General features: G+C 58.2%; 20 protein-coding genes. 15 read left to right on the top strand and 5 right to left on the bottom strand.

Translation table 11 applies throughout. The features are described from left to right. Positions 1-32: 32 nt before the first annotated feature. Positions 33-662 carry a lysoplasmalogenase gene (locus tag FJW00_RS21665; RefSeq protein WP_009087807.1) on the bottom strand — a complete coding sequence of 210 codons (630 nt, stop codon included), beginning with the start codon at positions 660-662 and terminating at the stop codon, positions 33-35. 145 nt (positions 663-807) lie between these two features. Here FJW00_RS21665 and FJW00_RS21670 point away from each other — a divergent pair, with 145 nt between their 5' ends. After that, on the top strand, positions 808-1,164 hold the full coding sequence (locus tag FJW00_RS21670; RefSeq protein ID WP_009087805.1) for a DUF2500 domain-containing protein: 357 nt from the start codon (positions 808-810) through the stop codon (positions 1,162-1,164). A gap of 26 nt (positions 1,165-1,190) precedes the next feature. Here the strand turns inward: FJW00_RS21670 and FJW00_RS21675 are convergent, their stop codons facing one another. Both FJW00_RS21675 and rsmD read right to left on the bottom strand, forming a co-directional pair. Beyond that, on the bottom strand, positions 1,191-1,463 hold the full coding sequence (locus tag FJW00_RS21675; RefSeq protein ID WP_009087803.1) for a DUF1145 family protein: 273 nt from the start codon (positions 1,461-1,463) through the stop codon (positions 1,191-1,193). Continuing rightward, entirely contained in the window at positions 1,453-2,052 is a 600-nt protein-coding gene (gene rsmD / locus FJW00_RS21680) for a 16S rRNA (guanine(966)-N(2))-methyltransferase (RefSeq protein ID WP_009087801.1), read from the bottom strand. Before rsmD ends, FJW00_RS21675 begins: the two co-directional genes overlap by 11 nt. Before the next feature lie 232 nt (positions 2,053-2,284). Between rsmD and ftsY the strand changes: the two genes are divergently transcribed. The 4 genes from ftsY to rpoH all read left to right on the top strand — a co-directional run bounded on the left by ftsY (position 2,285) and on the right by rpoH (position 6,730). Continuing rightward, complete coding sequence (gene ftsY, locus FJW00_RS21685; protein WP_140925632.1) at positions 2,285-3,985, top strand: signal recognition particle-docking protein FtsY; 1,701 nt, start codon at positions 2,285-2,287, stop codon at positions 3,983-3,985. A gap of 5 nt (positions 3,986-3,990) precedes the next feature. Then, positions 3,991-4,659: a cell division ATP-binding protein FtsE gene (gene ftsE / locus FJW00_RS21690; protein WP_009087798.1), complete on the top strand. Its 669-nt coding sequence runs from the start codon at positions 3,991-3,993 to the stop codon at positions 4,657-4,659. Further along, positions 4,649-5,632, top strand: a complete 984-nt coding sequence (gene ftsX, locus FJW00_RS21695; RefSeq protein WP_009087796.1) for a permease-like cell division protein FtsX — start codon at positions 4,649-4,651, stop codon at positions 5,630-5,632. The genes ftsE and ftsX overlap by 11 nt, the downstream gene beginning before the upstream one ends. 240 nt (positions 5,633-5,872) lie before the next feature. Further along, the gene (gene rpoH, locus FJW00_RS21700; RefSeq protein ID WP_009087795.1) at positions 5,873-6,730 is read left to right on the top strand and encodes an RNA polymerase sigma factor RpoH; all 858 of its coding nucleotides are present in this window, start codon (positions 5,873-5,875) and stop codon (positions 6,728-6,730) included. Between the two features lie 54 nt (positions 6,731-6,784). On the opposite strand, the gene panM is transcribed toward rpoH, so the two are convergent. Further along, positions 6,785-7,207, bottom strand: a complete 423-nt coding sequence (gene panM, locus FJW00_RS21705) for an aspartate 1-decarboxylase autocleavage activator PanM (RefSeq protein WP_009087793.1) — start codon at positions 7,205-7,207, stop codon at positions 6,785-6,787. A 395-nt stretch (positions 7,208-7,602) separates the two neighbouring features. Here panM and FJW00_RS21710 point away from each other — a divergent pair, with 395 nt between their 5' ends. From FJW00_RS21710 to ugpQ, 10 genes are all read left to right on the top strand, one after another. Continuing rightward, positions 7,603-8,715 carry a branched-chain amino acid ABC transporter substrate-binding protein gene (locus tag FJW00_RS21710; protein ID WP_009087791.1) on the top strand — a complete coding sequence of 371 codons (1,113 nt, stop codon included), beginning with the start codon at positions 7,603-7,605 and terminating at the stop codon, positions 8,713-8,715. A gap of 134 nt (positions 8,716-8,849) precedes the next feature. Further along, on the top strand, positions 8,850-9,776 hold the full coding sequence (livH, locus tag FJW00_RS21715) for a high-affinity branched-chain amino acid ABC transporter permease LivH (protein WP_009087789.1): 927 nt from the start codon (positions 8,850-8,852) through the stop codon (positions 9,774-9,776). Beyond that, positions 9,773-11,044 (top strand): high-affinity branched-chain amino acid ABC transporter permease LivM, encoded by a 1,272-nt coding sequence (locus tag FJW00_RS21720; protein WP_009087787.1) that lies wholly within the window; start codon positions 9,773-9,775, stop codon positions 11,042-11,044. The genes livH and FJW00_RS21720 overlap by 4 nt, the downstream gene beginning before the upstream one ends. Then, a complete protein-coding gene (livG, locus tag FJW00_RS21725; RefSeq protein ID WP_009087785.1) occupies positions 11,041-11,808 on the top strand; it encodes a high-affinity branched-chain amino acid ABC transporter ATP-binding protein LivG in 768 nt (255 codons plus the stop codon). The genes FJW00_RS21720 and livG overlap by 4 nt, the downstream gene beginning before the upstream one ends. Position 11,809: 1 nt before the next feature. Then, a complete protein-coding gene (livF, locus tag FJW00_RS21730; RefSeq protein WP_033736083.1) occupies positions 11,810-12,523 on the top strand; it encodes a high-affinity branched-chain amino acid ABC transporter ATP-binding protein LivF in 714 nt (237 codons plus the stop codon). 578 nt (positions 12,524-13,101) lie between these two features. Next, positions 13,102-14,418: a sn-glycerol-3-phosphate ABC transporter substrate-binding protein UgpB gene (gene ugpB, locus FJW00_RS21740; protein ID WP_140925633.1), complete on the top strand. Its 1,317-nt coding sequence runs from the start codon at positions 13,102-13,104 to the stop codon at positions 14,416-14,418. A 57-nt stretch (positions 14,419-14,475) separates the two neighbouring features. After that, positions 14,476-15,363 carry a sn-glycerol-3-phosphate ABC transporter permease UgpA gene (gene ugpA, locus FJW00_RS21745; protein WP_009087778.1) on the top strand — a complete coding sequence of 296 codons (888 nt, stop codon included), beginning with the start codon at positions 14,476-14,478 and terminating at the stop codon, positions 15,361-15,363. Then, positions 15,360-16,205: a sn-glycerol-3-phosphate ABC transporter permease UgpE gene (ugpE, locus tag FJW00_RS21750; RefSeq protein WP_046100748.1), complete on the top strand. Its 846-nt coding sequence runs from the start codon at positions 15,360-15,362 to the stop codon at positions 16,203-16,205. The genes ugpA and ugpE overlap by 4 nt, the downstream gene beginning before the upstream one ends. 1 nt (position 16,206) lies before the next feature. Then, positions 16,207-17,280, top strand: coding sequence for a sn-glycerol-3-phosphate import ATP-binding protein UgpC (locus FJW00_RS21755; protein ID WP_046100747.1), 1,074 nt, complete (start codon positions 16,207-16,209; stop codon positions 17,278-17,280). After that, positions 17,277-18,020: a glycerophosphodiester phosphodiesterase gene (gene ugpQ / locus FJW00_RS21760; protein WP_140925634.1), complete on the top strand. Its 744-nt coding sequence runs from the start codon at positions 17,277-17,279 to the stop codon at positions 18,018-18,020. Before FJW00_RS21755 ends, ugpQ begins: the two co-directional genes overlap by 4 nt. Here ugpQ and FJW00_RS21765 read toward each other — a convergent pair. Further along, positions 18,017-18,304 carry a DUF2756 domain-containing protein gene (locus FJW00_RS21765; RefSeq protein WP_009087771.1) on the bottom strand — a complete coding sequence of 96 codons (288 nt, stop codon included), beginning with the start codon at positions 18,302-18,304 and terminating at the stop codon, positions 18,017-18,019. The two genes, ugpQ and FJW00_RS21765, sit on opposite strands and share 4 nt — an antisense overlap. Between the last annotated feature and the right edge of the window lie 21 nt (positions 18,305-18,325).

Genomic DNA, 18,325 nt, shown 5'->3' on the forward strand with positions numbered 1-18,325 from the left:
CTGGAGTGGACTCCAGAGTCAAGCCGCTTTTATCACACCACCCACAAGGAGCGCACGATCATAAAGTGACCGGCAAAATAGCAGGCGGCGACGATGGCGCTGTCGGCGGTGAAGCGACGACGGTAGTGAGAGACAAACCAGATGATGTTTGCCAGCAGCAGCAGCGCTGAACCCACCATGATGGAGAAGCTGTAATCCGTCGGACGGAAGAAGTACTGCTCGGTGGCGATCCAGGTCATGACCAGGGTCATGCCGATGAAGGTGCAGACGGGCCAGCGCAGATCTTCCAGTCGGCTCCACAGCACGCCTATCAGGGCGACACCGATGATCAGCAGCGTCAGCGGGATCGGCCAGAAGAAGGTCATAGTCATGCTGGCGGCGAAGCAGAGCGTATAGAGCAGATGCGACAGGAAAAAGGCCCCTACGGCGTAGAGCATCTGCTGACGCGGCAGCAGCGTCAACGCATCACCGATCAGGGTTGCGATCAGCCCCGCCAGAATCAGGTAGTCCGTGGTCTGCAGCACCGGTGCCTGCCAGGCCAGACCCACCAGCAGCAGCAGGGTGACCGGTTTAAACAGCCAGCGTTGCCACTGCGGGCCGCGATAGGTGGCATCGACATAGAGCCAGCCGGAGAAAAGGACAGCGAGGAAAGACCAGAGCATTGTTTCTCCCTTTTTTATTCAGAATGATGAAAGATCCCAAAATATCCCTTCCAGTTTAGGTTACGCCTCAGAGATGTGACAATCAGGCAACTCTGGTTGTATCCTTTGCCCCCTGTTTCATCTTCTCTTCAGGCACAGATTCACCATGAGTAAACCCCCGCTGATTTTTATTATCGTCCTGGCGGTTATCGCCGTGCTGGCCACGCGTCAGTTCATCAAGCAACGCCGTGAAGGCGCGGTCAATGACGCGTCACCGGTGCGGGCGTTGCAGGCTGAAGTCAGAACCAAACGGGAATTTCCGGCGCCCAATCGCCGTTCACGGCAGCGGGAAGTGATCGCCGGCGAAGAGATGCGGTATGAGGCCCTGTTTCATCCGCTGAACGGGGCCAGCGATATTAAGGTGCAGATTAAAGAGGCGGAGTACCATCAGCTGGATAAAGGGGCGAGGGGCGAACTGAAGATGCAGGGCACGCGCTTTATCAGCTTCACGCCCGTGCAGTAACTGGCGGGCGTGACGCCCGCCCGGCACTATTTTTTGCGCGGGAAATGTTTCTTCTGCCAGGCGACCAGCTCGAAAACCCCGAACAGAAAGACTTTGATCTGGGTGACGCGATCGATAGGCGGCGCATCTTTAGTCTGCGTGGCGCGCAGCAATACCAGCTGCAGACCGTGCATCATGATCATGAAGAACAGCGCCACGTTGATAAAGTAAGTCAGCGGTTTCGGGTAGGGATGTACCACGTTAGCCAGTAAAAATCCCCACACGCAAAGCATCAACAGACGCCCCAAATTAAGTAACATCCTGCGTCTCCTGTTGACGTTGATACAAACGATAAGCCACCTGTCCGGCTATTTTCTCGCGATAAAGATCCCACGCTGGCGGCACCGGCGGTGCGCCATTTTCCACTTCGCTCTCAACATAAATCAGCGCCTGATCGGCCAGCCAGTGATTCTGCTCCAGCAACTGCAGCGTCTGCGCCAGCAATCCCTGACGAAACGGCGGGTCGATAAACACCACATCGAAGGGTTCGCCCGGCTGCGCCAGCCAGTTTAGCGTATTGGTCTGGATGACGGTGCCGTTGCTGGCGCGCAGGGTCTGCAGATTTTTTGTCAGCTGCTGCGCCACCGGACGTTCCAGCTCCAGCAGGGTCGCCGATCCAGCATAGCGTGACAGCGCTTCCAGGCCTAATGCGCCGCTTCCGGCAAAGCAGTCGAGGCAGCGCGCCTCGGGCAGCACCGGGGCCAGCCAGTTAAACAGCGTCTCTCGCACCCGGTCGGTGGTGGGGCGCAGTCCGGCACTGTCCGGCACCGGCAATTTACGTCCGCGCCACTGGCCGCCAATGATGCGGATCTGCCCGGTTCCGCCTGTACTGCGGGGGTTTTTATTCATCTTGCTCACAACTCGTCATAATTTGTTGCGTAGTTTAACGGGCGAATCGGTGAGAAGAAACGTTAAAAAAGGGTGCTGTGGTGAGCTGGCTGGAAAGTGTTAGACTACTGAGTTGCTGAAGTCATGCATTATTCTGCGGTTTACGCCGGTCTGGCGATGACCAACTTTCATTGATTTACCCCTGGAAACCCTGCGCGACCGGGACAAAGCCATCGAGGAGTGTAGTCACACAATGGCAAAAGAGAAAAAACGTGGCTTTTTTTCCTGGCTGGGATTTGGCAAAGAGGAAGAGAAACAACCTGCAGCGGAAGAGCAGACACAACAGGTCGCAGAACCCGCTCAGCAGCAGCCAGAACAGGAAGCCCCGGCTTTAAGTCAGGCAGAAGCACAGGCGGAAGAGACGGTTGCCATTACCGAAACGGTAGCCAGCGAGCAGCATGAGGCGGACGTAACCGCGGCCGCGCCATCTGAAGCGGCACCGGCGGCGCTGGATGACGCTGAATCTGTCGTTACTGAATCTGACGCTATCACTGAATCTGCTGCACCTGAACATGACGACGCGCCGGTCATTGACGCCGACGCCGTGGTCATGCCGGTTGAAGATGCCGTCCCCTCAGACGCACCGTTAAGTGAAGAGGAGCTGACGGCGCTGGCACTGGGCGATGCCGCCGTCGTTGAAACGACACCGGATGACGCCGTGGCTCCGCTGAGCGAAGCGGAGCTGACCGCGCTGGCGCTGGGTGACGCAGAGATTATCGACACGCCGCACAGCGACGCGGATGCCCCGCACAGCGAGCAGGATTCTGCCGCACGGGCAGAGGACGATGCAGATACGGAAATCCTGCCTGGCGACGCCGACGCGCCGCTGAGCGAGGAGGAGCTGACCGCGCTGGCGCTGGCCGACGCGGAGGTGATCGCTGAGGAACCGGCGGACGAGAGCGCCTCTGATACCGTCAGCGATCTGCCGCTGGCTGCTGCGCCATTTATCGCCCAGGAGCAGGAGCGTCCCGCCAAAGAGGGCTTCTTTGCCCGCCTGAAACGCAGCCTGGTAAAAACCCGTCAGAACCTCGGTTCCGGTTTTATCAGCCTGTTCCGGGGCAAAAAGATTGATGACGATCTGTTTGATGAGCTGGAAGAGCAGCTGCTGATTGCGGATGTGGGTGTGGATACCACGCGCCGCATCATTACGCATCTGACCCAGCAGGCAAACCGCAAGCAGCTGCGCGACGCGGAAGCGCTCTATGGCCTGCTGAAGGCGGAGATGGCGTCGATTCTCGCCAAAGTCGATGCGCCGCTGGACGTTTCAGGCAAAACACCGTTTGTGATCCTGATGGTGGGCGTCAATGGTGTGGGGAAAACCACCACCATCGGTAAGCTGGCGCGCCAGTATCAGGCCGAAGGCAAATCCGTGATGTTAGCGGCGGGTGATACCTTCCGTGCGGCGGCGGTTGAGCAGCTGCAGGTGTGGGGCCAGCGCAACAACATTCCGGTGATTGCCCAGCACACCGGCGCAGATTCCGCCTCGGTGATCTTCGATGCGATTCAGGCGGCGAAATCGCGTGGCGTGGATGTGCTGATTGCCGACACCGCCGGGCGTCTGCAGAACAAATCGCACCTGATGGAAGAGCTGAAAAAAATCACCCGCGTGATGAAAAAGCTGGATGAGTCCGCGCCTCACGAAGTGATGCTGACGCTGGACGCCAGCACCGGACAGAATGCGGTCAGCCAGGCCCGGCTGTTTAACGAAGCGGTCGGCCTGACCGGTATTGCGCTCACCAAACTGGATGGCACCGCTAAAGGCGGCGTGATCTTCTCGGTGGCCGATCAGTTCGGTATTCCGATTCGCTACATTGGTGTCGGTGAAGGCATTGAAGATTTACGACCGTTTAAGGCGGACGATTTTATTGAGGCACTGTTTGCCCGAGAGGACTAATTAGGATGATTCGCTTTGAAGAGGTCAGTAAGGCATATCTCGGCGGACGTCAGGCGCTGCAGGGGGTAGATTTCCATCTGCGCCCCGGCGAAATGGCGTTTCTCACCGGCCACTCCGGTGCCGGTAAGAGTACCCTGCTGAAGCTGATTTGTGGCATTGAGCGCCCGAGTGCCGGAAAAATCTGGTTCAGTGGCCATGACATTTCCCGTCTGCGGAACAGTGAAGTGCCGTTTCTGCGTCGTCAGATCGGCATGATCTTCCAGGACCACCACCTGCTGATGGATCGCTCGGTCTATGACAACGTGGCGATCCCGCTGATTATCTCGGGCGCCAGTGGCGAAGATATCCGTCGTCGCGTGTCGGCCGCGCTGGATAAGGTGGGTCTGCTCGACAAAGCGAAAAGTTATCCGATTCAGCTTTCTGGTGGTGAACAGCAGCGTGTCGGCATCGCCCGTGCGGTAGTGAACAAACCGTCGGTGCTGCTGGCGGATGAACCGACCGGTAACCTCGACGACGCGCTGTCAGAAGATATTCTGCGCCTGTTCGAAGAGTTCAACCGCGTCGGCGTCACCGTCCTGATGGCAACGCATGACAGCGGCCTGATCGCCCGACGCAACTACCGGATGATGACGCTGAATCAGGGACGCCTGCACGGAGGCCACGATGGTCAATAAACGCATTAAACGTCCGGCGGCACCGAAAGCAAAGCAGCCGTCGAAGAGTAAAGCGCTGAAGGGTGGCTGGCAGGAGCAGTGGCGCTATGCGCTGCGCGGCACCCTCTCTGATATGTGGCGTCAGCCGCTGGCTACGCTGCTGACGGTGATGGTGATCGCTATATCCCTGACGCTGCCCAGCGTCTGCTACATGGTGTGGAAAAACGTCAGCCAGGCGGCGACCCAGTGGTATCCGGCACCGCAGTTAACCGTCTATCTCTCCAAGACCCTGGATGACAGCGCGGCCGAAAATGTGGTGGCGCAGCTCAAACAGGTGGAAGGGGTGGATAACGTCAACTACCTGACGCGCGAAGAGGCGCTGAACGAGTTCCGTAACTGGTCAGGCTTTGGCGGCGCGATGGATATGCTGGAGCAGAATCCGCTGCCCGCCGTCGCGATTATTACGCCGAAGCTTAATTTCCAGAACTCCGACACCATGCAAAGCCTGCGCGACCGCGTGACGAAAGTGCAGGGCGTGGATGAAGTCCGGATGGATGACAGCTGGTTTGCACGACTGGCCGCGCTGACCGGGCTGGTGGGGCAGATCGCGTCGATGATTGGCGTACTGATGATCGTGGCGGTGTTCCTGGTGATCGGCAACAGCGTCCGGCTCAGCATCTTCGCCCGGCGTGACACCATTAACGTTCAGAAGCTGATCGGCGCGACGGATGGCTTCATCCTGCGGCCTTTCCTCTATGGCGGGGCGCTGCTGGGCTTCAGCGGCGCGGTGCTGTCACTGCTGTTGTCAGAAGTGCTGGTGCTGCGCCTGCAGTCGGTGGTTGCCAGCGTGGCGACCGTCTTCGGCACCACCTTCTCGCTGGAAGGCTTCTCCTGGGATGAAGCGCTGCTGCTGCTGCTGATTGCGGCGATCATCGGCTGGGTGGCGGCCTGGCTGGCCACGGTACAACATTTACGCCGATTTACGCCACAGTAAACGCCTGCAACATTTTTTTGTTATAATGGTCCTCTGCTACCGACAGTGTATGCAGAGGACCTTTCCCCTCTTCCCTTCCTGTCATCTGTGTGTAAAATATTCACTGCTATAATTGAACTTGTGGATAACTTTCACACTCTAAGTAGCACAGATTGCTTTCGGATTTCGCGCGACGTTGACTTACTGTATCGTCTGCGCAGGGAAATGTGCGGCAATTCCATTGAATTTGTGAGGGTTTGAATGACCAAAGAAATGCAAACTTTAGCTATTGCTTCTCCGGGTACCCTGGATTCTTACGTCCGGGCTGCCAACACCTGGCCGATGCTGTCGGCAGAAGAGGAAAAAGCGTTAGCTGAACGGCTGCATTACCAGGGCGATCTGGATGCAGCTAAGACGCTGATCCTGTCACACCTACGCTTTGTAGTTCATATCGCTCGTAATTACTCCGGTTACGGCTTGCCACAGGCTGACCTGGTTCAGGAAGGTAATATCGGCCTGATGAAAGCGGTGCGCCGCTTCAACCCGGAAGTTGGCGTGCGCCTGGTTTCATTCGCCGTGCACTGGATTAAAGCCGAGATTCACGAGTACGTGCTGCGTAACTGGCGTATCGTGAAAGTCGCGACCACCAAAGCACAGCGTAAGCTGTTCTTTAACCTGCGTAAAACCAAGCAGCGTCTGGGCTGGTTCAATCAGGACGAAGTTGAGATGGTTGCGCGTGAGCTGGGCGTAAGCAGCAAAGACGTACGTGAAATGGAATCGCGTATGGCTGCGCAGGATATGACCTTTGATATGTCTGCCGACGATGAGAGCAGTGAAGGCCGCTCCATGGCCCCGGTGCTCTATCTCCAGGATAAGACCTCTGACTTTGCTGATGGCATTGAAGAGGATAACTGGGACGCACACGCCGCTGACAAGCTGAGCTATGCGATGGAAGGCCTGGATGAGCGCAGTCAGCACATCATCCGCGCCCGCTGGCTGGACGAAGATAACAAAACCACGCTGCAGGAGCTGGCCGATCAGTATGGCGTCTCAGCCGAACGAGTCCGGCAGCTGGAGAAGAACGCCATGAAAAAACTGCGTATGGCGATCGAAGCGTAATACCCACAGGGGCGACAGCATGTCGCCCCTGCTGCTTTCTGTCACCCCGGACTGTCACGCCTCTTCCGCCATCCCCTCTGCGTCATCTGTTGCCCGTATCCAGCCGTCACTCTGCGCCCGAAAACCGCACGCCTGCATAAATGCCGCCCGCACCTGCTGATCGTCACTGCCATCATCGGCAATCCACCAGTCCGCTATCGATCCGTTCTGCGCAATCGTCTCTTCCAGCAGATAGTGGCCCACACCGCGTCGCCGCGTCACGTCACGCACCGCCAGCCGGTGGATCTTGCCGTGCGTACCGGAGATTTCCAGCTGTAACCCCGCCAGCAGCCGATCGTTGAAGCGCGCCGCATAGAGACGATGGCGCTCATCCAGCCGCTGTTCCAGTTCCTGAATGTTCAGATCGGGCCAGACCTTGCCCAGATCGATGTGGTCCTGCGGCGTCAGCGTGGTTAAACGCTGGATAGTCAGCTTCATAACAAAAACCTCTAAAAAAGGGGAAAGTGCAGCGAAAGTATACAACCAGAGCGCCACCACATTTTCATCAATAAAACAGGTCAAAAGATGGCCTGGGTGCCAGGATAATAGGTGTAAACAGGTTAAGCCTGCGATCAACCCAGCATAATGCGCTGGAAAAGTGGTGAAAAACCGGCCATTGCCTCCAGTGTATTATGCTGTTTCACTCAGTCAATTCTGAATATGTCAGTTGATTTACAGAAGAAACATCCTGTTTAATAACCTGAAAAATAAAGCCTTATTACTAAAAAATGCCAGAAAAGTACGCTAACTCCTTCATGATCAATCAGTTTTCGACTTTATCTGGCAATGCACGCACTCACAACATACACGACAAAACAGATGGGGTAGTCAGGATGAAAATGAAAGGTCGCGCATTACTGGCGGGATGTGTAGCACTGGCGATGAGCCATGCGGCGCTGGCTGAAGATATTAAAGTGGCGATTGTTGGCGCAATGTCAGGTCCGGTGGCGCAGTACGGCGACATGCAGTTCGCGGGCGCTACTCAGGCGATTGAAGATATCAACGCCAAAGGCGGCGTTAACGGCAACAAACTGGTTGCGGTGAAATATGATGACGCCTGTGACCCGAAACAGGCCGTTGCGGTCGCGAACAAAGTGATTAACGACGGTATCCGTTATGTTATCGGCCATCTCTGCTCCTCTTCGACCCAGCCTGCGTCTGACATCTATGAAGATGAAGGCGTGCTGATGATTACCCCGGCGGCGACCGCACCTGACCTGACTTCCCGCGGCTATAAACTAATTATGCGCACCACCGGTCTGGACTCTGACCAGGGGCCGACCGCAGCCAAATACATTATGAGCGAGCTGAAGCCGCAGCGTATCGCCGTGGTGCACGACAAACAGCAATATGGTGAAGGCCTGGCGCGCTCCGTACAGGAGAGCCTGAAAAAGCAGGGCGCGAACATCGTCATGTTTGAAGGGATCACCGCAGGCGACAAAGATTTCTCTACGCTGGTGGCGCGCTTTAAGAAAGAGAACGTCGATTTCGTCTATTTCGGCGGCTACTACCCGGAGATGGGCCAGATCCTGCGTCAGGCGCGCGCGGCCGGTCTGAAAACGCAGTTTATGGGACCAGAAGGGGTGGGCAACGCCTCCCTGTCGAACATTGCCGGTGCGGCGTCTGAGGGCATGCTGGTCACGCTGCCGAAACGCTACGATCAGGTTGAAACCAACAAACCGATCGTTGACGCGCTGAAGGCGAAGAAACTTGATCCGACCGGTCCGTTCGTCTGGACCACCTATGCCGCGCTGCAATCGCTGACCACCGGCATGGAACGTAGCAAGAGCGAAGAGCCGGACGCTATCGTGAAGAACCTTAAAGAAGGGGCTGCGGTGCCAACCGTCATGGGCAACCTGAACTGGGATGAAAAGGGCGATCTCAAGGGCTTTGAATTCGGCATCTTCAAATGGCATGCCGATGGTACCTCGACCGCAGTGAAGTAAACCAGGCGGTTTTCTGGTGAGCCGGAGGCCAGCTAAGCGGTCTCCACTGACCGGCGACACGAACGCCTGGCACGCTGCTGCCAGGCGTTTTTTGTACCCCGATCGCCTGCGATCGGATAAGTAAGGGTTAAGGTATGTCCGAGCAGTTCCTCTATTTTATTCAGCAGATGTTTAACGGTGTCACCCTTGGGAGCACCTATGCGCTGATCGCCATCGGTTACACCATGGTTTACGGCATTATCGGCATGATCAACTTCGCCCACGGCGAGGTGTACATGATCGGTAGCTATGTCTCCTTTATCGTGATTGCCGCCCTGATGATGATGGGCATCGACACCACCTGGCTGATGATTGCGGCTGGCTTTGTGATGGCAGTCATTATCTCCAGCGCTTACGGCTGGAGCATTGAACGCGTGGCCTACCGGCCCGTACGTTCCTCTAAGCGCCTGATTGCGCTCATCTCCGCCATCGGGATGTCGATCTTCCTGCAAAACTACGTCAGCCTGACCCAGGGCTCACGCGACCTGGCGCTGCCGAGCCTGATCACCGGACAGTGGACGGTGGGGGAGAGCAACGGGTTTGCCGCCACCATCTCAACCATGCAGATTGTTATCTGGGTGGTGACCTTCCTGGCGATGCTGGCGCTGACCACCTTTATCCGCTACTCCCGCATGGGCCGCGCCTGTCGCGCCTGCGCTGAAGATCTGAAAATGGCCAGTCTGCTGGGCATAAACACCGACCGCGTGATCTCGCTGACCTTCGTGATTGGGGCCGCGATGGCCGCGGTAGCAGGCGTGCTGCTGGGCCAGTTCTACGGCTCGATCAACCCCTTCATCGGCTTTATGGCGGGGATGAAAGCGTTCACCGCCGCCGTGCTGGGCGGGATCGGCAGTATTCCGGGCGCGATGATTGGCGGACTGGTGCTGGGTATCGCTGAAGCGCTGACGTCAGCCTATCTCAGCACGGAATATAAAGATGTGGTTTCGTTTGCCCTGCTGATTGTGGTGCTGCTGGTGATGCCGACCGGGATTCTGGGTCGTCCGGAGGTTGAGAAAGTATGAAGACCTCGTTTATCAACGCCCTGATCGCCTCGGTAATGCTGCTGGTGCTGGCCACCTTCTTTATGGGACTGCGCCTGACGCTGGATGGCACAAATCTGGTGGTACAGAACGCGGGCAGCGTGCGCTGGAACTGGATCGCCGCAGGCTGTGCGGTGGTGTTTCTGTTCCAGCTGCTGCGTCCGGTCTGGCAGAGCAGCCTGAAGAAAGTCTCCGGTCCGTCGCTGGTGTTGCCGGGCTTTGATGGCTCAACGCCGAAGCAGAAGCTGGTGATGGCGGTGCTGATTATCGCCGCCGTCGCCTGGCCTTTCCTGGTGTCGCGCGGCACCGTGGATATCGCCACGATGACGCTGATCTACGTGATGCTCGGCCTGGGCCTGAACGTGGTGGTGGGACTGTCGGGCCTGCTGGTGCTGGGCTACGGTGGCTTCTACGCCATCGGTGCCTACACCTTTGCGCTGCTGAACCACTACTACGGCCTTGGCTTCTGGCAGTGTCTGCCGCTCTCCGGCATCGTGGCTGCGCTGTTTGGTCTGCTGCTGGGCTTCCCGGTGCTGCGACTGCGCGGCGATTATCTGGCCATTGTGACGCTGGGCTTCGGTGAGATTGTGCGTATCCTGCTGCTGAACAATACCGCGCTGACCGGCGGACCTAACGGCATCAGCCAGATCCCTAAACCGACCCTGTTTGGCCTGGAGTTCGGGCGTACCCCGCGCGAAGGCGGCTGGGATACCTTCCACAACTTCTTTGGCCTGAAGTACGACCCCAGCGACCGTATCATCTTCCTCTATCTGGTGGCGCTGCTGCTGGTGGTGGTGACGCTGTTTGTGATCAACCGGCTGCTGCGGATGCCGCTGGGCCGCGCCTGGGAAGCCCTGCGTGAAGATGAGATCGCCTGTCGCTCTCTGGGCCTCAGCCCGACCCGCATCAAGCTGACCGCCTTTACTATCAGTGCCGCCTTTGCCGGATTCGCCGGCAGCCTGTTCGCGGCGCGCCAGGGCTTTGTCAGCCCGGAATCCTTTACCTTTGTCGAGTCCGCCTTTGTGCTGGCGATTGTGGTACTGGGTGGTATGGGATCGCAGTTCGCGGTGATTCTGGCTGCCATTCTGCTGGTGGTTTCCCGCGAGCTGATGCGCGATCTCAATGAGTACAGCATGCTGGTGCTGGGTGGCCTGATGGTGCTGATGATGATCTGGCGTCCGCAGGGCCTGCTGCCGATGAAGCGTCCGCATCTGAAGCTCAGAACCGGTAAACAAGGAGAAGAGGCATGAGTCAGCCTTTATTAGCCGTTGAAGGCCTGATGATGCGCTTCGGCGGTCTGTTAGCCGTAAATAATGTGGCGCTGGAGCTGCGTCCGCAGGAGATCGTTTCGCTGATTGGCCCTAACGGTGCCGGGAAAACCACGGTGTTCAACTGCCTGACCGGCTTTTACAAGCCAACCGGCGGCAGCATCACATTGCGTGACCAGCATCTGGAAGGCCTGCCGGGTCAGAAGATTGCGCGCATGGGCATTGTGCGAACCTTCCAGCACGTACGCCTGTTCCGTGAGATGACGGTGATTGAGAACCTGCTGGTGGCACAGCATCAGCACCTGAAGAGCGGCCTGTTTTCCGGCCTGCTGAAAACGCCCGCGTTTCGCCGCAGTGAGAGCGAAGCGCTGGATCGCGCGGCGACCTGGCTGGAGCGGGTCGGCTTACTCGACCTGGCTAACCGTCAGGCGGGCAATCTGGCCTATGGTCAGCAGCGCCGGCTGGAGATCGCGCGCTGCATGGTGACGCGCCCGGAGATCCTGATGCTGGATGAGCCGGCAGCGGGCCTCAACCCCAAAGAGACCCACGAGCTGGATGCGCTGATTGCGGAACTGCGTGGCGAACACAAGGTTTCGGTGCTGCTGATCGAACATGATATGAAGCTGGTAATGGGCATCTCTGACCGCATTTACGTGGTCAATCAGGGAACGCCGCTGGCTAACGGAACGCCGGAAGAGATTCGTAATAACCCGGATGTCATTCGCGCCTATTTAGGAGAGGCCTGAGATGGCAAATGCGATGTTAACCATTGAGAACGTCAGTGCGCATTACGGCAAAATTCAGGCGCTGCACAACGTCAGTCTTTACATCAACCAGGGCGAAATCGTCACCCTGATTGGTGCCAACGGCGCCGGGAAAACCACGCTGCTCGGCACGCTGTGCGGCGAACCGCGCGCGACCCAGGGCACCATTACCTTTGATGGCAAAACCATCACCGACTGGCAGACGGCGCGCATCATGCGTGAAGCGATTGCCATCGTGCCAGAGGGGCGGCGGGTCTTTTCGCGCATGACGGTGGAGGAGAATCTGGCGATGGGCGGCTTTTTTGCCAGCCGCCCGGACTACCTGTCGCGGATTAAGCGCGTGTATGAACTCTTCCCGCGTCTGGCGGAGCGTAAAATCCAGCGCGCCGGCACCATGTCCGGCGGTGAGCAGCAGATGCTGGCCATTGGCCGTGCCCTGATGAGCCAGCCGCGCCTGCTGCTGCTGGATGAGCCGTCGCTGGGACTGGCACCGATCATTATTCAGCAGATCTTCGACACCATTGAGCAGCTGCGCAGCGAGGGGATGACCATCTTCCTGGTGGAGCAGAATGCCAATCAGGCGCTGAAGCTGGCGGACCGGGGCTATGTGCTGGAGAACGGGCATGTGGTGCTGGAAGACACTGGTGCAGCATTACTCTCCAACGAAGCCGTCCGCAGCGCTTACTTAGGTGCCTGATGGGGCACGGCCTGGCTTGCTTGCCAGGTTCCGGTTGGGCAGTGCTCGCCATCCTCACGTACTACGTGTACGCTCCGGTGGCTGCGCGCTGTCCGCCCGCAACCTGCCTGCGCCGCCGACGGCCTGGAGCACTGGTGTGAAGGGTAGTTCCGATGGCCTTTGCCAGAGGCCGTTTCAGCTTATGGTAATCAATCCGACGTAGTAATGATGTTATAGCTGCTCAGACTGCTGACAAACCCAAATCAGTGTGAATCTGGCCGCAACAAATATACTCAACGCGCAGGGAACATGGTCAGAAGAGGAAAGCGTCCCGCGCCATGGACGGCGCGGGCCGAGCGTGTCATGGATGACAGATTTAGCGTCTTTCCGATCTGACCTTGTTCCTTGTGCATGCTCAGTCTTACAGCAACCTGGCCAGATTGTGTCAACAAAGTCGTTAGCTGCTCCGCCTTTCTTCCCTTTCGCCTGTCACCCGCCTGTCATCTGCCTGTTATTAATCCGTCATTTTCCCGTGTCATGTTACTTCGCGAACCAGAAATCCGTGATTTCACGCGTATTTACCTGCACAGGAAAATTCTATGTCCGTCGTTACCTTTCGCCGTAGCCTGATGAGCGCGCTGCTCGGTCTGACCCTCAGCGGCCATGCCATCGCCGCCACTGAGATCCCTTTCTGGCACTCCATGGAAGGCGAGTTAGGCAAAGAAGTCGATTCGCTGGCTCAGCGCTTTAACCAGACCCATCCCGATTACAAAATCGTTCCGACCTACAAAGGTAACTACGAGCAGAGCCTGGCGGCCGGGATCGCGGCAGTGCGCAGCGGCAAAGCGCCTGCGGTGCTGCAGGTTTATGAAGTGGGCACGGCCACCATGATGGCTTCACAGGCGATTGTGCCGGTGCATCAGATCTTCAAAGATGCCGGTATCCCCTTTGATGAAAAGCAGTTCGTACCGACGGTTGCGGGCTACTACAGCGACAGCAAAGGCCAGCTGATCTCTCAGCCGTTCAACAGCTCTACCCCGGTGCTCTACTACAACAAAGATGCCTTTAAGAAAGCGGGTCTGAATCCCGATCAGCCCCCGAAAACCTGGCAGGAGCTGGCCACGGATGCCGCCGCGCTGCGCAAGTCGGGCATGAGCTGCGGCTACGCCAGCGGCTGGCAGGGCTGGATTCAGATCGAAAACTTCAGCGCCTGGCATGCGCTGCCGGTCGCCACGGAAAATAACGGCTTTGACGGCCTGGATGCGGTGCTGGAGTTCAACAAACCGGTGCAGGTGCGTCACATCGAAATGCTGGAAGCGATGAACAAAAAAGGGGACTTCACCTACTTTGGCCGCAAAGATGAGCCGACGGCGAAGTTCTACAACGGCGACTGCGGCATCACTACCGCCTCCTCCGGTTCGCTGGCCGATATCCGTCACTACGCAAAATTCAACTTCGGCGTCGGCATGATGCCCTATGACGACACCGTAAAAGGTGCGCCGCAGAACGCCCTGATCGGCGGAGCCAGTCTGTGGGTGATGAAAGGCAAAGATGCAGCAACGTATAAAGGCGTCGCGGAGTTCATGCAGTTCCTCGCGAAACCGGAAATCGCGGCGGAATGGCACCAGAAAACCGGCTACCTGCCGATTACCACTGCCGCCTATGAGCTGACGAAACAGCAGGGCTTCTACGACAAAAATCCGGGTGCAGATATCGCCACCCGTCAGATGATGAACAAACCGCCGCTGCCGTTCACCAAAGGCATACGTCTGGGCAATATGCCGCAGATCCGTGCCGTGATTGACGAAGAGCTGGAGAGCGTCTGGACCGGTAAACAGTCGCCGCAAAGCGCGCTGGATAACGCGGTCAAACGCGGCAACGAACTGCTGCGTCGCTTCCAGCAGCAGGTGAAGTAATCTGCCCGACAGGGCCAGTGCAGGCTGGCCCTCTCTCTTTCTGAATCAGAGTGCGCTATGTCTTCTTCTCGCCCGGTTTTTCGCACCAGCCTGCTGCCTTATCTGCTGGTGCTGCCGCAGTTACTGATCACCGCGGTCTTCTTTCTCTGGCCTGCCGGTGAAGCGCTGTGGTACTCGCTGCAAAGCCTCGATCCCTTTGGCCTCTCCAGCCGCTTTGTCGGACTGGAAAATTTCAGACGCCTGTTTGCCGATCCCTACTATCTCGATTCGTTCTGGACCACCCTGACATTCAGCGGCATGGTCACGGGGTTCGGCATGCTGTTTTCGCTGCTGCTGGCGGCGCTGGTCGATTATGTCGTGCGGCTGCGCCGCCTCTATCAGACCCTGCTGCTGCTGCCCTACGCCGTTGCGCCGGTAGTGGCCGCGGTGCTGTGGATGTTTCTGTTCAATCCCGGTCTGGGCCTCTTCAGCTACCTGCTGCACCACATCGGCTATGAGTGGAACTATGCGCAGAACAGCGGTCAGGCGATGTTCCTGATTGTTCTGGCGTCGATCTGGCAACAGATGAGCTACAACTTCCTGTTCTTCTTCGCTGCTCTGCAGTCGATCCCGAAATCGCTGGTGGAAGCCGCCGCGATTGACGGTGCCGGGCCGGTGCGACGCTTCTTCAACCTTTCCCTGCCGCTGATTGCGCCGGTGAGCTTCTTTCTGCTGGTGGTGAATCTGATCTATGCCTTTTTCGACACCTTCCCGGTGATCGACGCGGCTACCGGCGGCGGGCCGGTGCAGGCGACCACCACGCTGATTTACAAAATCTACCGCGAAGGCTTCACCGGTCTGGACCTCTCCTCGTCGGCGGCGCAGTCGGTGGTGCTGATGCTGCTGGTCATCGGGCTGACGGTCATCCAGTTCCGCTTTGTTGAACGTAAGGTGCAATACCAATGATTGAGAATCGACGCGGGCTGGATCTCTTCAGCCACCTCGTGCTGGTACTGGGCGTGCTCACCATCCTGTTTCCGCTCTACGTCGCCTTTGTCGCCGCAACGCTGGATAACGAGGCGGTCTATCAGGTGCCGATGACGCTGGTGCCCGGCACCCATCTCTGGGAGAACGTCTCACGCATCTGGACTCACGGCGTCAACGGCAGCGGCCCGGCATTTGGTCTGATGCTGCTTAACAGCATGATCATGGCGCTCGGCATCACCTTCGGCAAAATCACCGTGTCGATGCTGTCGGCGTTTGCGCTGGTCTGGTTTCGCTTTCCGCTGCGCACGCTCTTCTTCTGGCTGATCTTTATCACCCTGATGCTGCCGGTGGAGGTGCGTATTTTCCCGACGGTGCAGGTGATTGCCGATCTCAATCTGCTCGACAGCTACAGCGGACTGACCCTGCCACTGATGGCTTCAGCAACCGCCACCTTCCTGTTTCGTCAGTTTTTTATGTCGCTGCCGGATGAGCTGGTCGAAGCGGCGCGCATCGATGGGGCCAGCGCGATGCGCTTCTTTATCGACATCGTGCTGCCGCTCTCCAGAACCAATCTGGCGGCGTTATTCGTGATCACCTTTATCTACGGCTGGAACCAGTATCTCTGGCCGCTGCTGATTATCAATGACGCCAGCCTCGGCACGGCGGTGGCGGGGATTAAAAGCATGATCTCCAGCAGCGGTTCGCCGACCCAGTGGAACGAAGTGATGGCAGCAATGTTATTAACCCTGATCCCACCGCTGGTGGTGGTATTGGTCATGCAGCGTGCCTTTGTGCGCGGTCTGGTTGAGAGTGAGAAATAAGATGGCAGGCGTAACCCTTCAGGCAGTGACCAAATCCTATGACGGTAAAAATCAGATCATTCAGCCGCTGAACGTCACCATCCACGACGGCGAATTTATGGTGATGGTCGGCCCTTCCGGCTGCGGAAAATCGACCCTGCTGCGCATGGTGGCCGGTCTGGAGCGGGTCAGCTCCGGCGATATCTACATCGATAACCGGCGCGTCACCCAGGAGGAGCCGAAAGATCGCGGCATCGCGATGGTGTTCCAGAACTATGCGCTCTATCCCCACATGTCGGTAGAGGAGAACATGGCGTATGGCCTCAAAATTCGCGGCATGGGCAAAGAGCAGATTCGTCAGCGGGTGCTCGACGCGGCGCGCAGTCTGGAGCTGGATCATCTGCTGACGCGGCGGCCGCGGGAGCTCTCCGGCGGACAGCGTCAGCGCGTGGCGATGGGCCGCGCTATCGTGCGCGAACCGGCGGTCTTTCTGTTTGATGAGCCGCTGTCGAATCTCGACGCCCGTCTGCGGGTGCAGATGCGGCTGGAGTTGCAGCAGCTGCATCGCCGCCTGCAGACCACCAGCCTCTATGTAACGCACGACCAGGTTGAGGCGATGACGCTGGCGCAGCGGGTGATGGTCATGAATAAAGGGGTGGTCGAGCAGCTCGGCACCCCGGTGGAGATCTATGAGCGTCCCGCCAGCCAGTTCGTCGCCGCGTTTATCGGCGCTCCCGCCATGAACCTGCTGAAAGGGCAGTTCAGCAGCGACGGGTCGCGCTTTAACCTCGACGCCTCGCACGCGCTGCCGCTGAGCGAGAGCAAGGCGAAATGGGCCGGCCGGCCGGTGGTGCTGGGCATCCGGCCAGAGCATATCCGGCAAAGCAGCCGCGAGCAGGGCGGCATCCCGCTGCGGGTGGACACGCTGGAGATGCTGGGTGCCGATAATCTGGCCCATGGCCGCATCGGCGACACGCCGCTGGTGGTACGCTTAGCCCACAGTGAACGGCCGGAACCCGGCACGACGCTGTGGCTGCATCTGCCGTCAGATGCGTTACACTTCTTCGATTCAACCCATGGAAAGCGTCTGGAATGAGCACACAACACTGGCCCTATCCCCGCATCGTCGCCCACCGCGGCGGCGGTAAACTGGCACCCGAAAATACTCTGGCAGCCATCGACACTGGCGCGAAGTTTGGACATCAGATGATTGAATTTGATGTCAAACTCTCGGCCGATGCGCAGATTTTTCTGCTGCACGACGACACGCTGGATCGCACCAGTAACGGCTGGGGCGTGGCGGGTCAGCTGCCGTGGGAAAAGTTATCACAGCTTGATGCGGGTGGCTGGTTTGGCAACGCCTTCTCAGGCGAAAAGCTGGCGCGGCTGGATCAGGTGGCGGCGCGCTGCCGTCAGCATCAGATGATGGCCAACATCGAAATCAAACCCACCACCGGCAGCGAGACCGAAACCGGCCGTGCCGTGGCGCAGGCCGCGGCGATGCTGTGGCAGGATCAGACCGCGCCGCTGCTCTCGTCGTTCTCTTTTGAGGCGCTGGAAGCCGCCATGCAGGCAGAGCCGCAGCTGCCGCGAGGGCTGCTGTCCCACAGCTGGGACCCGCAGTGGCGGGAAAAGACCACGGCGCTGGCGTGCGTCTCCATCCACCTCAACCATAAAGTGCTGACCGCAGAGCGGGTTGCAGAGCTGAAAAGCGCGGACCTGAAGATTCTGGTCTACACCGTGAACAGTCCGGATCGGGCGCGGGAGTTGCTGAAATGGGGCGTCGATGCCATCTGTACCGACGCAATCGACATCATCGGCCCCGACTTCGGTTAGTTCTGATTTGAATTCTGATTCTGCTGCCCCGGCTGCGTGGTGATTACCCGCTGCCGGGCGCTGTCGCGCTGTTCCTGCATTTTACGCTGCATATCCTGAGTCTGACGCTGCTGATCCTGGCGCAGCTTCAGCTGTTGCTGCTGCTGCTGGGTCTGCATCTGTGACTGCATCCGCTGCTGGCTGGGATTATAGCCCGGCCGGTTCGGATCATTAGTGCTGTTCAGCGTGTTCGCCTGACTGGCGAAAGGCAGCAGGGCGGCTAAAACAATCATCCACTTTTTCATCACTCCTCCTTTCTGAACGCG

This window comes from Pantoea anthophila (assembly GCF_006494375.1).
In the GTDB taxonomy this organism is placed as follows: Bacteria; Pseudomonadota; Gammaproteobacteria; order Enterobacterales; family Enterobacteriaceae; genus Pantoea; species Pantoea anthophila.

Excerpts from the sequence above, each read along its gene's own strand:
- FJW00_RS21675 (WP_009087803.1), bottom strand. The coding sequence starts at position 1,463 with ATGTTACTTAATTTGGGGCGTCTGTTGATGCTTTGCGTGTGGGGATTT.
- rsmD (WP_009087801.1), bottom strand. The coding sequence starts at position 2,052 with ATGAATAAAAACCCCCGCAGTACAGGCGGAACCGGGCAGATCCGCATC.
- panM (WP_009087793.1), bottom strand. The coding sequence starts at position 7,207 with ATGAAGCTGACTATCCAGCGTTTAACCACGCTGACGCCGCAGGACCAC.
- FJW00_RS21665 (WP_009087807.1), bottom strand. The coding sequence starts at position 662 with ATGCTCTGGTCTTTCCTCGCTGTCCTTTTCTCCGGCTGGCTCTATGTC.
- FJW00_RS21720 (WP_009087787.1), top strand. The coding sequence starts at position 9,773 with ATGAAGACCTCGTTTATCAACGCCCTGATCGCCTCGGTAATGCTGCTG.
- ugpQ (WP_140925634.1), top strand. The coding sequence starts at position 17,277 with ATGAGCACACAACACTGGCCCTATCCCCGCATCGTCGCCCACCGCGGC.
- FJW00_RS21710 (WP_009087791.1), top strand. The coding sequence starts at position 7,603 with ATGAAAATGAAAGGTCGCGCATTACTGGCGGGATGTGTAGCACTGGCG.
- ugpA (WP_009087778.1), top strand. The coding sequence starts at position 14,476 with ATGTCTTCTTCTCGCCCGGTTTTTCGCACCAGCCTGCTGCCTTATCTG.
- ftsE (WP_009087798.1), top strand. The coding sequence starts at position 3,991 with ATGATTCGCTTTGAAGAGGTCAGTAAGGCATATCTCGGCGGACGTCAG.
- rpoH (WP_009087795.1), top strand. The coding sequence starts at position 5,873 with ATGACCAAAGAAATGCAAACTTTAGCTATTGCTTCTCCGGGTACCCTG.
- ugpE (WP_046100748.1), top strand. The coding sequence starts at position 15,360 with ATGATTGAGAATCGACGCGGGCTGGATCTCTTCAGCCACCTCGTGCTG.
- ugpB (WP_140925633.1), top strand. The coding sequence starts at position 13,102 with ATGTCCGTCGTTACCTTTCGCCGTAGCCTGATGAGCGCGCTGCTCGGT.
- livH (WP_009087789.1), top strand. The coding sequence starts at position 8,850 with ATGTCCGAGCAGTTCCTCTATTTTATTCAGCAGATGTTTAACGGTGTC.
- livG (WP_009087785.1), top strand. The coding sequence starts at position 11,041 with ATGAGTCAGCCTTTATTAGCCGTTGAAGGCCTGATGATGCGCTTCGGC.
- FJW00_RS21755 (WP_046100747.1), top strand. The coding sequence starts at position 16,207 with ATGGCAGGCGTAACCCTTCAGGCAGTGACCAAATCCTATGACGGTAAA.
- ftsY (WP_140925632.1), top strand. The coding sequence starts at position 2,285 with ATGGCAAAAGAGAAAAAACGTGGCTTTTTTTCCTGGCTGGGATTTGGC.
- FJW00_RS21670 (WP_009087805.1), top strand. The coding sequence starts at position 808 with ATGAGTAAACCCCCGCTGATTTTTATTATCGTCCTGGCGGTTATCGCC.
- ftsX (WP_009087796.1), top strand. The coding sequence starts at position 4,649 with ATGGTCAATAAACGCATTAAACGTCCGGCGGCACCGAAAGCAAAGCAG.
- livF (WP_033736083.1), top strand. The coding sequence starts at position 11,810 with ATGGCAAATGCGATGTTAACCATTGAGAACGTCAGTGCGCATTACGGC.
- FJW00_RS21765 (WP_009087771.1), bottom strand. The coding sequence starts at position 18,304 with ATGAAAAAGTGGATGATTGTTTTAGCCGCCCTGCTGCCTTTCGCCAGT.